Consider the following 15,311-nt stretch of genomic DNA (forward strand, 5'->3'; position numbering starts at 1 on the left):
ATGTTCAGCCTTCCCCACCGCTCGCCTCGGGATCTGCCGTTTGCGTTCGACCACACGGCTTTGTTGCTGGTGGACATGCAGCGCGCCTGGCTCGAACCGCAATTCGACCCGCACCTGAGCAGGCCCGATGCCGAGTATTTCCTCCGGCGCACGCGCAGCCAGGTGGTGCCTAACCAGCAACGACTGCTCAGCGCCGTTCGCCAAGCGCAGCAGAACGTGCTGCACACGATTATCGAAAGCCTGACCGCCGATGGTCGCGACCGCTCGCTGGATCACAAACTGTCGGACATGCACCTGCCCAAAGGCAGCTTGCAAGCGCAGATCATCGCTGAACTGACCCCGACGGAAAATGAAATCGTGCTGCCGAAGACCTCATCCGGGGTGTTCAACTCGACCACTATCGATTACGTGCTGCGCAACCTGCAAACCCGCCATCTGATCATTGCCGGCATCGTCACCGACCAGTGCGTCGACATGGCCGTACGCGACGCCGCCGACCGTGGCTATCTGGTGACACTGGTGGAGGACGCCTGCGCCACTTACAGCGCTGAACGCCATCACGCCTGCCTCAACGCCATCAAGGGTTACTGCTGGATCACCAATACTCAGACTGTGCTCGGCCGTATACAGGAGATGCAGCCATGAGCGCACGCCTGACGCCGCTGCCGATGACCACGCTGGTCACCACTGACCTGATCGGCATCACCCGTGGCCGTTCGTTTCCAACCGATGAGCTGGAGCATTACCAGGCAGCCGGTTGCGGCTGGGTTCCGGCCAACAGCGCATTGACGCCGCAAGACATCATCGCTTCAAGCAATCCGTGGGGCGCGTATGGCGACCTGCGGCTGGTACCCGATCTGGACAGCCGCGTCACCGTTGGCAGCGGCCCGGATGCCAATGCACCGGTGCTCGATTTCATCCACGCCGATATTCGCGAGACCGACGGCCAAGCCTGGGGCGCTTGCCCACGCACATTGCTGCGCGATGAGATCGAGCGCTATCGCGATGAACTGGGCTTGCAGGTCAACGCGGCGTTCGAACATGAATTCAATCTGCATGCAGGCTTCGCCGAACACGCAGCGTTCTCCCTGGAAGCTCAGCGCCAGGGCGCCGAATTCGGCGGCTGGCTGCTCAGCGCCCTGCGCGCCGGTGGCGTCGAGCCGGAAATGTTTCTGCCGGAATACGGCAAGCACCAATACGAAATCACCTGCCGTCCGACCCTTGGCGTGGCGGCGGCGGATCGCGCGGTCAATGTGCGCGAAATCAGCCGGGAAATCGCCCGGCAGATGGGCCTCGAACTGAGCTTCGCGCCCAAGGCTGCCGCCGAAGCCGTGTGCAACGGTGTGCATCTGCACGTCAGCCTGCACGACCTGGCCGGCCAGCCGATGCTGTACGACGCCGGCACCAGCAATGGCCTGTCGAGCATCGGCCAGCACTGGGCTGCCGGGATCCTGCATTTTCTGCCGGCGCTGTGCGCGTTCACTGCGCCGACGCCGCTGTCGTACGAGCGCTTGCAGCCGCACCACTGGAGCGCGTCGTACGCCTGCCTGGGGCAGCAGAACCGTGAAGCAGCGCTGCGCATCTGCCCGACCGTGACGTTGGGTGGCAAGTCCGCCGCGCAACAGTTCAACCTGGAATTCCGCGCCATGGACGCCACTGCCTCGCCGCACCTGGCCATGGCCGCGCTGCTGATTGCCGGGCGGCTGGGCATCGAGCAGCGCTTGGCGCTGAATGCGATCACCGATGAAATCCCCGATTCACTCAACGATGAGCAACGCAAGGCCCGGGGTATCGTCGCCCTGCCCGCCTCGCTGTCCCAGGCGCTGGATTGCCTGCGCGACAGTGCAGCTTTCAATGAATGGCTGCCAAAGCCGCTGCTCGACACGTATTACGCCCTGAAAACCGAGGAACTGGCGCTGACGGAACAGCTCTCGCCCGCTGACTTGTGTGAGCACTATGCACACCTGTACTGAATCGGCCGAGCTGGGGTTGTTCGCTCGCCCGGTCTACGACCTGAGTCGCGAGGACTCGACGAACCCGTTGATCCTGGTGTGCGAGCACGCCAGTCGTTATATCCCCGAGGCTCTGAACAATCTGGGCCTGGACGAGGCGGCCGCACGCGAACATATCGCCTGGGACATCGGCGCGCTGCAACTGGCTGAAGCGTTGTCGCAACAGCTCGGCGCTACCCTGCTCAGTGCCAACTATTCACGGCTGTTGATCGACCTCAACCGCCCGCGCCATGCGCCGGACAGCATTCCACTGCAAAGCGAGATCTATCAGATCCCGGGCAATCACGATCTGGATGAAGCAGCCCGCGAATACCGCCGGCAGACCCTGTTCAAACCGTTTCATGCGCGTTTGCAGACATTGATCGACGAGCGCATTGCCAAAGGCCAAGCGGTGCGGGTGGTCGGCATTCATAGTTTCACTCCGGTGTATTACGGTCAGCCGCGACCGCTGGAAGTCGGCGTGTTGTTCGGTCAGGCGAAAGCCTACGCCCAGCGCCTGCTCGACGGGCTGCAAGCGCATCCGTTGAAAGTCGCGGGCAACCAGCCGTACAGAATCGATCCTTTGGGCGATATGACCGTGCCGGTGCACGGCGATGCCCGCGGCCTTGAAGCGGTGCTGATCGAGGTGCGCAATGACTTGCTGCGCAGCCCCGCAGAGGTATCGCGGTGGGCCGCCTATCTCGCACCGTTGCTGTAGCAATCGCAGTAAATGATGAACCGACGGAACAACTGAAACGACCGATGGCTGACAAGGAGTTGCGCTTCATGGAAATTGAAGAATTCGGCTACAAGCAAGAGTTGAAACGTAGCCTGACGCTGACCGATCTGGTGGTGTACGGGATGATTTTCATGATCCCCATCGCACCGTTCGGAGTGTATGGCTACGTCAACGCTGAAGCTCCAGGGATGGTGCCGCTGGCCTACATCATCGGCATGGTCGCGATGCTGTTCACCGCGCTCAGTTACGGCAGCATGGCCAAGGCCTTTCCGATTGCCGGCTCGGTATATTCCTACGCGCAACGCGGCCTTAATCAACATGTCGGGTTCATCGCTGGCTGGCTGATGCTGCTCGACTATCTGCTGATTCCGCCGTTGCTGTACCTTTATGCGGCGATGGCGCTCAACCATCTGTACCCGGACATTCCCAAGGTTGGCTTCATCCTGGCGTTTCTGGTCAGTGCGACATTCGTCAACCTGCGCGGCATCACTTTTACCGCGCGAATGAACATCCTGTTCCTGCTGGCGCAACTGGTGGTGTTGGGCATCTTCCTGTTCTACGCCTGGAACGCGTTGCACAACGGCGCGGGAAATGGCGAGCTGACCATGGCGCCGCTGTATCACCCGGAAACCTTCAACTTCGCCCTGCTGATGCAAGCGGTGTCGATCGCCGTGCTGTCGTTCCTGGGCTTCGACGCGATCTCGACCCTTGCCGAAGAAATCAAGGAAGACCCGGGCCGCAGCGTGGGTAGAGCGGCGCTGATTACCCTCGCGGTCATGGGCACGATTTTCGTCGTACAGACGTGGATTGCCACCGATCTGGCGGCGGGCATGGGCTTCAAGTCCGCAGACACCGCATTTTATGAAATTGCTGAAATCGCCGCCGGCAGCTGGCTGGCGACCCTGACTGCCGTGGCGACGGCGCTGGCCTGGGGCGTGGCCGTGGCGATCACCTCGCAGGCCGCCGTCTCTCGTCTGCTGTTCGGCATGGCCCGCGACGGCAAGCTGCCGAAGGTGCTTGCCAGGGTTCACCCGAAACACAACACGCCGTACCTGAGCATCTATCTGGTGGCGGTGTTGTCGTTGCTTATCTGCTACCTGTTCATCAATGCAGTGGACATTCTCACTTCGCTGATCAACTTCGGCGCCCTCAGCGGTTTCATGCTGCTGCATCTGACGGTAATCAACCACTACTGGCGTCGGCAGAAGTCGGGGCAGGTTGTACGCCATCTGCTCTGCCCGGTGATCGGCTTCATCATCGTCGCCGCCATCATGTACAACATGGGCGTCGATGCGCAGAAGCTCGGCCTGATCTGGATTGCCCTGGGTCTGGTTTACCTGTTCTTCCTCAACAAGCTCGGCGCCAGCACCGCGCTGCCCGATCCGAGTAAAGGCTGACAAGAAAAAGAGCGGCGTCTGACAACAAATCAGGTAACCGCCGATTTATCGCGTGGACATCGACAGTGATAGTCAGGTTCGGCGAACGGGCCGAACCTTTTGATACAGGAGTACATCCATGCTGGTCTTACGCCCAGTCGAGCAGAACGATCTGCCCCAGCTACAGCGCCTGGCCCGCGAGAGCATGATCGGCGTCACCTCGCTGCCGGATGACAGCGAACACCTGCGCGAAAAAATCGCCGCCTCGTGCGCCTCCTTCGACAGCGCCGCCACAGCGCAGGGGCCGGAGAACTATTTCTTTGTGCTCGAAGACCTCGAACGCCAGCAACTGCTCGGCTGCTCGGAGATACTTGCCACCGCCGGCTTCAAGGAGCCGTTCTACAGCCTGCGCAATCGCCACTTCACCAGCGCTTCGCGGGAATTGAACATTGAGCACGGCGTGCCGGCGTTGTCGCTGTGCCATGACCTCAGCGGGCACACCTTGCTGCGCGGTTTCCACATCGATGCCGCGCTGGTGCGCACACCCTTTTGCGAACTGTTGTCGCGGGCGCGCCTGCTGTTCATTGCCGCGCATGCACAGCGGTTCTCTGAGGCGGTAATCACCGAGATCGTCGGCTACAGCGACGAGCACGGTCACTCGCCATTCTGGGATGCCCTGGGCAAACACTTCTTCGACCTGCCCTACGCGGAAGCCGAGCGTCTGTGCGGGTTGCAGAGCCGCACGTTCCTCGCCGAACTGATGCCGCAATACCCGATCTATGTGCCGATGCTGCCGCAAGCGGCGCAGGATTGCATCGGTCGCGTGCACCCGGACGGCCAGGAAGCGTTCGACATTCTCGAGCGTGAAGGCTTCGAAACCAACAGCTACATCGACCTGTTCGACGCCGGTCCGACGCTGTATGCGCGTACTGCGAACATTCGCTCGATCGCTGACAGCCAGACCGCCATCGTTCGCCAACAAGCATCGACCGACGCCCGCGGCCGTTATCTGCTGAGCAACGACGGCCTGCATGATTACCGCGCGATTGTCACCGAACTCGACTATCACACCGACCAGCCGCTGCCCCTGTCGCCCGCCATCTGCGCGGCGCTGAAAGTCAGTGATGGCGGTTCGATACGACTGGTCGCGCTGTGAGCCGCGTTTGCCGTGGGTGCCTGAATCGGTACGCAGAAGGAGTTGGAGCATGATAGTTCGTCCGGTAAAAGTCAGCGACCTGCCTGCCTTGATGACCCTCGTCGAACAGGCCGGACCGGGGTTCACCACCCTTCCTGCCAACGAAGACCGCCTGGCGCATCGGGTGCGCTGGGCGCAACGGGCTTTTGCCGAACAGGTGGAGCGGGCCGATGCCGATTACCTGTTCGTGCTTGAAGACGACGAACAGCGCGTCGTCGGTGTCAGCGCGATGGCCGGCGCCGTTGGCTTGCGCGAGCCCTGGTACAACTACCGGCTCGGCATGACGGTCAGTTCGGCACCTGACCTGGGCATTCAGCGGCAGATCCCGACGTTGTTCCTCAACAATGAACTGACCGGTCAATCGGAGCTGTGCTCGCTGTTCCTGCGCCATGACCAGCGCAGCGGCAGCAATGGCCGCCTGTTGTCGCTGGGTCGTTTGCTGTTCGTCGCCGAATTCCCGCATCTGTTTGGCGAGAAAATGATCGCCGAGCTGCGAGGCAGTGCCGATGAAAATGGTTGTTCGCCGTTCTGGGACAGCCTCGGCCGGCACTTCTTCCAGATGGATTTCACCTACGCTGATCACTTGTCGGGCCTGGGCAACAAACCCTTCATCGCCGAACTGATGCCTCGCCAGCCGTTGTACACCTGTCTGCTGACCGAGCAGGCGCAGGCCGCGATCGGCCAGACTCATCCGAATACCCAGCCGGCATTGAAAATCCTTCAGGCGGAGGGTTTTGCGCACCAGGGCTACATCGACATTTTTGACGGTGGTCCGGTCATCGAAGCGCCGATCCGCAGCATCCGCACGGTACGCGACAGCCTCGAACTGGCCCTGAGCCTTGGCACCCCGGACGAGCAGGCACCGCTGTGGCTGATTCATAATCGCCGGTTGGAAAACTGCCGCATCACCGTGGCGCCCGGTCGAATGGTCGGAAACAGCCTGATGGTCGATCGCCTCACTGCCAAACGCCTGCAGCTTCAGCCGGGCAATTCGGTACGCGCGGTGCGCCTGCCCCATCAACAACCACACGCCGTGGCAGCCTGATATTCCCGGCGCGAGAGGTTAAACCTTTCAGCCGCCAGTCCTGCCGCGCAAATTCGTCATGATTCCTGACCCATTCGCGTGATAGCCTTTTCATTCTTCGGCGTTGACACCTTTGCTCAAGCCTTTCCATTTCTTATGTATTGGTGGAACTCGTATGACCAGGCTTTCCCATCAAGATTTGCGCCGTAATTTCCGTCAGCTGCTGGCCTCCGACACCTGCTACCACACGGCTTCGGTGTTTGACCCGATGTCCGCCCGCATCGCCGCTGACCTGGGTTTTGAAGTGGGTATTCTTGGCGGTTCCGTGGCCTCCCTGCAGGTGCTCGGCGCACCGGACTTCGCCCTGATCACCCTCAGCGAATTCGCCGAACAGGCCACGCGCATCGGTCGCGTCGCCCAACTCCCCGTGATTGCCGACGCCGATCACGGCTATGGCAACGCCCTCAACGTGATGCGCACCATTGTCGAACTGGAACGCGCCGGTGTTGCGGCACTGACCATCGAAGACACCTTGCTGCCAGCGCAATTCGGGCGCAAATCCACTGACCTGATTACGGTGGCAGAAGGCGTCGGCAAGATCCGCGCGGCGCTGGAAGCCCGGGTCGACACCGAAATGGCCATCGTCGCCCGCACCAACGCCGGCATTCTGCCGATCCAGGAAATCATCAGCCGCACCCGCCAATATCAAGCGGCCGGCGCTGACGGTATCTGCATGGTCGGCGTGCAGGACTTCGACCAACTGGAACAAATCGCCGAGCACCTGACCGTGCCGCTGATGCTGGTCACCTACGGTAACCCGGCCCTGCGCGATGACAAACGTCTGGCAGAACTCGGGGTGCGCGTGACCATCGACGGCCACGGCGCCTACTTCGCTGCGATCAAAGCGACTTACGACAGCCTGCGCGAACAGCGGCAGATCTTCACCCAGGCCGCCGATCTGAGCGCGACCGAATTGACGCACACCTATACCCAACCCGAGGAATACATTCTCTGGGCCAAGGAGTACATGAGCGTCAAGGAGTAAACGTTGGCTGGGCCAGCGCCATCGCTGGCAAGCCAGCTCCCACAAAGTTTGCGTTGAACCATCAATTGATGTTCAACGCGCAACCTGTGGAGTCTGGCTTGCCAGAAATGAGGGCAGCCGTCACAGCGCTGAACCGGCGTAAGTAACTGAGTAACGTCTCGGCCAATCGATCAATACCGATAAACCGCTGCCGCCCCCGTCTCGGTCGGCATCGAGCGTTCCGGCGGTACAACCACCACCTCACCGCCCTGGCGGATCACCGCCAGAATCAGTTCGTCGAGTACGTCCTTCGAATGAATTTTGCGGCTATCGGCAGCCTCGCGGTTCAGCGCATTGGCCGCAATGGTCCCGGCAATTTCACGTTCGGCCTCAACCAGCAACAAAGCCACCCTGCCCTCTACCGCTGCCTGGGCAATCTCCGACAAATGTTGCCCCACCGCTCCCTGACCGAGCGCCACGCCATAGCGATCGAATGCTTTGTTCAGCCCATCGTCATGACGCTTGCGCAACACAACCGCGCCGGCTGCCGCCAGTTGCGCAGGCTGAAGCGTCGCCGGATCCCGCTCGATGCCGTCGGGTAACAGGAACGGGTTATGGCTCACCGTACGGAAGACCGCCTGGTTCTCCGGCAGCGCAACGAGCACCAGCGGCAGGCTGGACTGGCGCGAGCAATGCTCGGTGACAGCTTTATCGACCGCGCGGAAAAACCGCTCTCGGTCGAGGTTGATTTCATCCTGCTTACCGCCACCGCCCGACTCGTGCATCATCGGATCACCACGCTCCCCCCCACCGCTGAAGCCATCAGGGTGGCCCTGCTGATCGCGTGGCGTGAGCTCGTTACCGAGCGCATCCGCCAGTCGGGTGGGCACCGCTTCGGGCAGCTCGACCTCCTGCATCTGCTGCCCCGTCCCTTGATACATCTGCACGCTGTCACGGGACAGGCACAGCACCTGGCAACGATCAATCACCGGCGCCAGGCGCAGCAACGGCTTGAGATACGGATGGCCGTTGACGATGACCGCTTCGCGAACCGCCTGATGCAGGCCGACCACGATGAAATGCTCCTCGCCGCCGAAAACTGCGATGGACTCGGGGCAGGTATTCCAGAAGGACTGATCATCCAGCAGCTCATGAAATGGCGCGAGCACGCTGTCCCTGGGCGACTCGGGAGAATGTTGTTCGAGCAAACCTTCCAGCTGCCTGACCAGATTCTTGAAACGGATCGGGTCTTGCGAGCGTTCCGGAAAGGTTCGATGCGCCGGCATGTACAGGCTGAGGTTGAGACGGTCATTCAGGGCCAGCAGTGTGCTCAGCGTTTCGTGGGTAAAGGGTTGAATCCGGGCCATGACGACACTCCTTACTCTTTCTCCAGGTCAGCTTGTCTGGCGAGAAACTCGTCTTCGAGCATGGCGTCGATTTCCGCTGGCGAATCCTCCCGAACCGGCGGTGCCGTCAGGCGTCCGGTCGATTCGACGCGCGGCGACAGGCGCCCCACCAGATGCTCCAGCGCATGGGCAATCTTTTTTGCCGCTCCGGCGACGGCCAGCTCCAGACTTTCGGCATGATGGCTGGCCGACAGCGAGGTGTGCCCCTTGGGATGCGCCTCGATCTGGCAGCGCTTGTCTTGCGCACCGGATTTCTGTGCGTTGACGTCGCCAACGTGAATTTCCAATCGGGTCAGAAATGACGAATAGCGGTCCAGTTCATCGACCACCGTACTGCCCACCCACTTCTGCAGTTCGGCGCTGCCTTCGATATGGTTGCTGTCTACTTGTACTTGCATGGTGAAATACTCCGCGTGCTCTGGGCTTGAGGGGTAATCAGCAGCTTCCCGGCGGGATGCCGTCCTTGTTGAAGTCCTTCAAGCGCTCGCGCTCCTGTTCGGTGGAATGCGCAGGCATGGTGTCGTTCGGCTCATTGTTCGGCGGGTTGCTCGGTTGATCTTTCTTCTCATCACTCATGATGACGCTCCCATTGGTTGATACGCATGCGGCGCCTTGCGGGCGCTGGGGCTGGTCGTCTTCCTGGCCTGTCGGTAGTCGAAGCGACGAGATTTTCAGGCAATCGCGCTGCTCACGCGCGAGGCTCTCGAGGGTAAATTCACGCGCGTCATCCGCCGCGTTTATCAGCAACTGCCAATCGTCACGGGTGATCCATTCGTGCAGCAGCAATTCGTCGGCACGCTGGATCAGGGTGCGGTGATAATCGTCGGGGAAATCCAGGCGATAGGCGTCGTCCTCCAGCAACAGACGCCACGCTTTCAGTTCCATTTCAAGATCGGTTTCACTCACGGCGGTGTCCTTCTCGGATCGGTGGTTGCACGTTGTCCTCGGTACAGAACCAGGCGTTGCGCACGGCTCAGCTCACCTGCTTCAGCGCATGTTTGAGCGCTTGGCAATCAGCGGATGGCCACTCACCGTGCAAAGTCGACTGCGCCTATCGTGCGCTCATTCCTCTGCGTCGACGGACGGCGTGATACAGCGAAACGGCCGCATTGAAAGGGCTGCGGCCTCATGGAGATGACAAGCAAGCAATCAGGAAGCTTCGGTTTTTTTGCATTGAAAACCGATGAGCGGATGTAGCTTCAATGGGATTGAAGCGCAGCGAGGTTGGCAGAACCGGCACAATCTCAGCGCTTGTGGCGGCTCTTGCAGTGCGCAAGGAACTGTTTCAGGCACAGGCGCAGCTCACTCGAGGAGCCGCGCTCTGGTCTTTTACCGACTGGTGTTCTGATCGTGCCCACCATCAAGACACCCCATGCTTCATCGCGGTTTGGCCAGTTCCATGATCATCCGCGACAACAGATAAATCCGCGGCGCCACGCTCGCCACTTCGGCATATTCTTGCGGGGTGTGAATATTGCCGCCGACAATCCCGAATCCATCCAGCGTCGGCGTCCCCACCCCGGCAGACAGGCTGGCATCCGCCGCGCCACCGCTGCCCTCTTCCGTCAACTGGCGGCCGATCTCGCCGTAAATCCCCTGCGCCATGGCCATCAAGCGATCCGACTCGGCTGTCTGCGGCATCGGCGGCAAACCGCGTTGCAAGGAAGTCTTCACTTCGGTTTCAGCTATGAGTTTGTCCTGCGAGACCCGCGCCAGATCCTTCTCGATGCGATCGAACTCTTCCGGCACCGCCGCGCGCACATCCGCCTTGGCCGTGGCCTGATCAGGAATCACGTTGGTGCGATCGCCGGCCTTGAGCACGGTGAAGTTGATGGTGGTTTTCTTCGCCTCGTCGCCAAGCTTGCCCAGTTGCAGAATCTGATGCGCCGCTTCCATCGCCGCGTTCCGTCCAAGCTCTGGCGCGACGCCGGCGTGGGCGGCCTTGCCTTTGACTTCGACCAGCGCCGTCGCACTGCCCTTGCGCCACACCACCAGGCCATCGGCCGGGCGGCCCGGTTCGAGGTTGAGGGTCACATCGTGCTGTTTGGCGGTTTTCTTGATCAGGTCGGTAGCAACGTCCGAGCCGGTTTCTTCGCTGGCGTCGAGCAGGAAAGTGATCTGCGCGTAATCCTTGAAGTCGAGGTTTTTCAGCACTTTCAGCGCGTAGATACCGGCGACGATCCCGCCCTTGTCGTCCATCACCCCCGGCCCGTAGGCACGGCCGTCCTTGATGTGAAATGGCCGCTCGGCAGCGGAGCCTTCCTTGAACACCGTGTCCATGTGCGCCATCAGAAGGATTTTTGCCTTGCCGGTGCCTTTGAACGTGGCCAGCACGTGGTTGGATTTTTCCGGCGTGTTCGGCACCAATTCAATGGTTGCGCCAAGCTTTTTGAGCTCATCGATGGCGATGTCGCTGACCTGTTTCAGGCCCGGTTCATAGCCGGATCCGGAGTCGATATTGACCAGTCGTTCCAATAACTTCAGCGCTTCGGGCTGGTACTGCTCGGCATCGGCGAGCACTTGCTTATGCGGTTCAGCGGCGTTTGCGGCCGAGAACGCGAGGGACAGACCGAGGCTGGCGGCCAGCAGGGAGCGGGGAAATGAGAACGTCATGAAGCAGTCCTTGTTTCGTGTCGGAGGGATTCAACCGTAACCGACATTGGCGCAAGGCTCTATAGCGGATGCGACACTTGCCCGACCGCCACCGAACAAATTGCAGGAACTGCCGACATCCATCAAACCGAATCCAGCAGCGCCTGCCTCGGTTTGTTATCGCTGTTGCAGATAACGCGATTGCGCCCACTGGCCTTGGCTTCGTACAAGGCCTGATCGGCATCATCCAGCCACCGCGTTGCGTCGGCATGGCTCGGGTCGTACGCGGCCAGGCCAATGCTCAGACTGACCTTCAGCGCCGGGCTCTGCTCATAGCCCAGAATCGCGAAGCGCTCGCGCAGGGCTTCCATGGCTTGGGCGGCATTGAATAGCGGCAGGTCCGGCAGGATCACGCAGAACTCATCCCCGCCATATCGCCCGGCCACATCGCTGGCGCGCAGGTTGTGCTTGAGCAGTTTGCTCAACTGGCGCAGGACGATATCGCCAGCGACGTGGCCATAGGTGTCATTGATTGCCTTGAAATGATCGATGTCGATCAGCGCAATCGCCGCGCCCTGCTGCTGGCGTGTGCAACGCTGGAACGCAAGGTTCAGTTGATCTTTCCATGCGCCGTGATTGAGCAAACCGGTCAGGCTGTCAGTGCGACTCAACGCCAGCAGCTCACGCTTGTGTCGACCGAGGGTCGAGGCCTGGCGAAAGCAGATCCAGCCCAGCGCCAGCGGATACAGCAACAGCAACGGCAAACAGGCGTAAAGCTGCAGCGGCGTTGTCTGCGGGATGAACGTCGGCGCAAACACCACCAGCCCCACGCCCATACCGAGCAGCTGTGCCGCCGTCCCCGCCAGCAGAAACCGGCCGCCACCGATGGCGACGTTGTTCATGGCCATCATTGAAACCGTGGTTGCACTGGGCAGCGGATTGAACTGCATGGCAGCGACCCAGAAACCGCCCATGAACGCGTCGATCAGTAAATTGCGGTGTTCGGCGCGGAACGGCACGCTCGAGCGGCGCGCCCAATGGAAAGCCAGATGCGGCCAGACCAGGCCGTTGAACAGCATCAGGCCCCACACCCACAGCGGCGGATCGAGGGAATACATTGCGGCGCTGATGCATATGAGCCCGAGCAGCAGCCCGAACACCCGCGACGTATACAGCCTCCTGGCCAGTGAAAGTCCCTTTCCTCGCGTATTTCCCATAAGGGCCTCGACCGCGCGATGCATGGTTACACCCCGACACGGTGTGTTCGGAGTCTATCAGGGCACCGTTAAATAGCCATCACCGGCCAGCGGCCTGAATAGAGCGCTATCAGCGCCGCACACGCGGCCCAGAGTTGGCTATAAATGAAAGAGGGAAAAGGAACGACAATTCTAAGAAGGGGGCCCATGCACACCTACCATGTGTTGATCATCGGCAGCGGTTTCGGCGGCCAGTGCGCAGCGGTCAACCTGCTCAAGGCCGGGATCGATGACTTTCGCATATTGGAACGACGCGAATTTTTCGGTGGCACCTGGTGCCAGAACACCTACCCCGGTGCCGCAGTGGACGTGCCGTCGCCGCTGTATTCTCTGTCGTTCGCGCCCTACCGCTGGTCGCAGATGTTTGCCGAACAGGCGGAACTGCAGCGCTACACCGAACAGGTGATCGAGCAATTCGGTTTGCGCGACCGGGTCGAGTTGCAAGCCGATGTCGAGCGCGTCGAATGGGACGAAGCGGAAAAACACTGGACGGTGCACACCCGCGCCAAGGGCATCTTCCATACGCAATTCCTGATCAATGCTTCCGGGCCGTTGAGTCAGCCGGTCATTCCACACTTCCCTGGGATTGATCGCTTTCAAGGCAAGACTTTTCATACAAATCATTGGGATCACAGCTACGACTATCGCGGTAAACGCGTGGCGATTGTCGGCAGCGGTGCCAGCGCTGCACAGGTAATTCCGGCGATCGCAACCCAGGTCGAACATCTGCATGTGTTCCAGCGCACGCCGCATTGGGTGCTGCCGCGTGCCGATCGTAAATTCGGCCGGCTCCAGCGCTGGCTGCTCGGCTTGAAGCCGGCGTACAAGCTGTTGCGCTGGCTGATCTACTGGCAATTCGAAACCCGGGTCATCGCCTTCAAATACTCGAAACCGGCGATTCACCTGGTCCAGCGACATGCGCTGCGGTTCCTCAAGCGTCAGGTTCCAGACCCGCTGCTGCGGCAGAAGCTAACCCCGGATTTCACCATCGGCTGCAAACGCGTGCTGGTGTCGAGCACGTACTACCCGGCGCTGAACCGCGCCAACGTCACGCTGCACAGTCGCGACCACGGCATCACTTCGATCGACGAAAGCGGGATCAACACCGTAGACGGCGAGCATGTCAATGTTGATCTGATCGTCTGGTCGACCGGTTACGACGCCACGGACGGGGTGATTTCCTACCCGGTCAGCGGCAAAAACGCCGTGCAACTCAGAGATGTCTGGGCCGAATATCCGCGCGCTTACCTCGGCACCAGCCTGCCAGACTTCCCCAACCTGTTTATCGTCACCGGGCCGAACACCGGCATTGGCCACACCTCGGCGCTGTTCATCATCGAATCGCAGATGAACTACATCCTCGACTGCATCCGTACCGTGCAGGCCAAAGGCCTGCGCAGCATCGAAGTGCGCCCTGACGCGGAACGTACCTACACTGCAATGATCCACCGGGAAATGCAGCGCACGGTATGGAAGTCCGGTGGCTGCCACAGTTGGTACCAGAGCAAGAGCGGCCATGTAATCGCGATGTTTCCCGGCTTCAGTTTCAGCTATCACCTGCTGACCCGGGCGCTGAAACCGGCCGACCATATTTTGTCCTGAACACGTATAAGGAAGACGTCGATGCTTTTGCTGTTTGTCGCACTCGCGGTGTTCGTGGCCTGGAGCTGGTTGAGTTACCCAGCGGTGGGCCATTGGCTGTACGACCTGGCCATGGCCATCGAGGCCAAGCTGTACAAACTGCACAAGATCGAAGTGCCGATCGCCGAAATGACCGTGTCGACCTGGCAAGGCGGGCCGTACGAGGCGTCCAGTGCGATTCTGATGCTGCACGGCTTCAGCGCCGACAAAAATCTCTGGCTGCGCTGCGCCCGGCATTTCGTGCGCCAGTACCGGGTGATCATCCCGGATCTGGCCGGCCACGGTGAAACCGGCTTCAAGGCTGGCGGCGGTTATGACATCGCGGTGCAGGCCAAACGCATGATTCAACTGCTCGATGTGTGCGGCGTGGAAAAAGTCCACGTCATCGGCAACTCCATGGGCGGCTACATTGCCGCGTGGCTGGCGGCGACCTATCCGGAGCGAATTGCCTCGCTGGCCTTGATCGACCCGGCCGGCGTCACCGCACCGCAGCCCAGCGACATGGAGCGACACCTGGCGCGCGGGCACAATCCGTTTCTGATCAATTCCCGCGAAGAGTTTCAGCGCTTCTATGCGATGACCATGGAGTCGCCGCCGTGGGTGCCGAAACTGGTGCTCGATGCCGTCGCCCAGCGTTATGAGCAGCAACGTGACGAGCTCGAAGAAATATTCTGCGACTTCCATGCGAGTCCGCCGATGGAGCCGAAACTGGTCGACATCAAATGCCCGGCGCTGCTGCTATGGGGGCGCAAGGATCGCCTGATCGACGTCAGCAGCGTGCCGGTGTGGAGCAAAGGCATCGCCAATCTCGAAGTGGATGTGTGGGATCACGTCGGGCACATGCCGATGGTCGAACAGCCGGGAAATACCGCGCGGCTGTACGGGGAATTTCTGGAACGACAGCGATGAACATGGATATTCGCAATGCCCCAGGTTGCGCAACTGATCGTTCCCATGCTCTGCGTGGGAATGCCTCAGGGGACGCTCTGCGTCCAGTGACGCGGAGCGTCACGGGCTACATTCCCACGCTGAGCGTGGGAACGATCAGCGGAGACAGAAGGTTGGCG

Annotated in this window: 14 protein-coding genes; 9 read left to right on the forward strand and 5 right to left on the reverse strand. The window is 60.7% G+C overall.

The window, feature by feature from the left end; translation table 11 throughout:
- The 7 genes from ACIGDJ_RS03920 to ACIGDJ_RS03950 all read left to right on the forward strand — a co-directional run bounded on the left by ACIGDJ_RS03920 (position 1) and on the right by ACIGDJ_RS03950 (position 7,370).
- Complete coding sequence (locus tag ACIGDJ_RS03920) at positions 1 to 645, forward strand: isochorismatase family cysteine hydrolase (protein ID WP_101162667.1); 645 nt, start codon at positions 1 to 3, stop codon at positions 643 to 645.
- Positions 642 to 1,973 (forward strand): glutamine synthetase, encoded by a 1,332-nt coding sequence (locus tag ACIGDJ_RS03925; protein WP_101162668.1) that lies wholly within the window; start codon positions 642 to 644, stop codon positions 1,971 to 1,973. Before ACIGDJ_RS03920 ends, ACIGDJ_RS03925 begins: the two co-directional genes overlap by 4 nt.
- The gene (locus ACIGDJ_RS03930; RefSeq protein ID WP_101162669.1) at positions 1,957 to 2,709 is read left to right on the forward strand and encodes an N-formylglutamate amidohydrolase; all 753 of its coding nucleotides are present in this window, start codon (positions 1,957 to 1,959) and stop codon (positions 2,707 to 2,709) included. The genes ACIGDJ_RS03925 and ACIGDJ_RS03930 overlap by 17 nt, the downstream gene beginning before the upstream one ends.
- A gap of 68 nt (positions 2,710 to 2,777) precedes the next feature.
- Complete coding sequence (locus tag ACIGDJ_RS03935) at positions 2,778 to 4,127, forward strand: APC family permease (protein WP_397478352.1); 1,350 nt, start codon at positions 2,778 to 2,780, stop codon at positions 4,125 to 4,127.
- 118 nt (positions 4,128 to 4,245) lie between these two features.
- Positions 4,246 to 5,262 carry an arginine N-succinyltransferase gene (locus tag ACIGDJ_RS03940; RefSeq protein ID WP_313003139.1) on the forward strand — a complete coding sequence of 339 codons (1,017 nt, stop codon included), beginning with the start codon at positions 4,246 to 4,248 and terminating at the stop codon, positions 5,260 to 5,262.
- A 49-nt stretch (positions 5,263 to 5,311) separates the two neighbouring features.
- Positions 5,312 to 6,346: an arginine N-succinyltransferase gene (astA, locus tag ACIGDJ_RS03945; RefSeq protein ID WP_101162671.1), complete on the forward strand. Its 1,035-nt coding sequence runs from the start codon at positions 5,312 to 5,314 to the stop codon at positions 6,344 to 6,346.
- A gap of 154 nt (positions 6,347 to 6,500) precedes the next feature.
- Positions 6,501 to 7,370, forward strand: coding sequence for an oxaloacetate decarboxylase (locus ACIGDJ_RS03950; RefSeq protein WP_101162672.1), 870 nt, complete (start codon positions 6,501 to 6,503; stop codon positions 7,368 to 7,370).
- Positions 7,371 to 7,540: 170 nt separating this feature from the next.
- Here the strand turns inward: ACIGDJ_RS03950 and ACIGDJ_RS03955 are convergent, their stop codons facing one another.
- From ACIGDJ_RS03955 to ACIGDJ_RS03975, 5 genes are all read right to left on the reverse strand, one after another.
- On the reverse strand, positions 7,541 to 8,716 hold the full coding sequence (locus ACIGDJ_RS03955; protein WP_397478353.1) for a hypothetical protein: 1,176 nt from the start codon (positions 8,714 to 8,716) through the stop codon (positions 7,541 to 7,543).
- Between the two features lie 11 nt (positions 8,717 to 8,727).
- Positions 8,728 to 9,153: an HPF/RaiA family ribosome-associated protein gene (locus ACIGDJ_RS03960; RefSeq protein WP_101162674.1), complete on the reverse strand. Its 426-nt coding sequence runs from the start codon at positions 9,151 to 9,153 to the stop codon at positions 8,728 to 8,730.
- Positions 9,154 to 9,190: 37 nt separating this feature from the next.
- On the reverse strand, positions 9,191 to 9,661 hold the full coding sequence (locus tag ACIGDJ_RS03965; protein WP_178081239.1) for a hypothetical protein: 471 nt from the start codon (positions 9,659 to 9,661) through the stop codon (positions 9,191 to 9,193).
- 471 nt (positions 9,662 to 10,132) lie between these two features.
- Positions 10,133 to 11,368 (reverse strand): M20/M25/M40 family metallo-hydrolase, encoded by a 1,236-nt coding sequence (locus tag ACIGDJ_RS03970; protein ID WP_101162675.1) that lies wholly within the window; start codon positions 11,366 to 11,368, stop codon positions 10,133 to 10,135.
- Between the two features lie 122 nt (positions 11,369 to 11,490).
- Entirely contained in the window at positions 11,491 to 12,564 is a 1,074-nt protein-coding gene (locus tag ACIGDJ_RS03975; RefSeq protein ID WP_397478354.1) for a diguanylate cyclase, read from the reverse strand.
- A 186-nt stretch (positions 12,565 to 12,750) separates the two neighbouring features.
- On the opposite strand from ACIGDJ_RS03975, the gene ACIGDJ_RS03980 reads away from it, so the two are divergent.
- Positions 12,751 to 14,205, forward strand: a complete 1,455-nt coding sequence (locus ACIGDJ_RS03980) for a flavin-containing monooxygenase (RefSeq protein WP_397478355.1) — start codon at positions 12,751 to 12,753, stop codon at positions 14,203 to 14,205.
- 21 nt (positions 14,206 to 14,226) lie between these two features.
- Positions 14,227 to 15,153, forward strand: a complete 927-nt coding sequence (locus ACIGDJ_RS03985) for an alpha/beta fold hydrolase (protein ID WP_313003172.1) — start codon at positions 14,227 to 14,229, stop codon at positions 15,151 to 15,153.
- Positions 15,154 to 15,311 lie beyond the last annotated feature (158 nt).

Origin of the sequence: Pseudomonas sp. NPDC079367 (assembly GCF_044542195.1) — a bacterium.
Taxonomy (GTDB): domain Bacteria; phylum Pseudomonadota; class Gammaproteobacteria; order Pseudomonadales; family Pseudomonadaceae; genus Aquipseudomonas.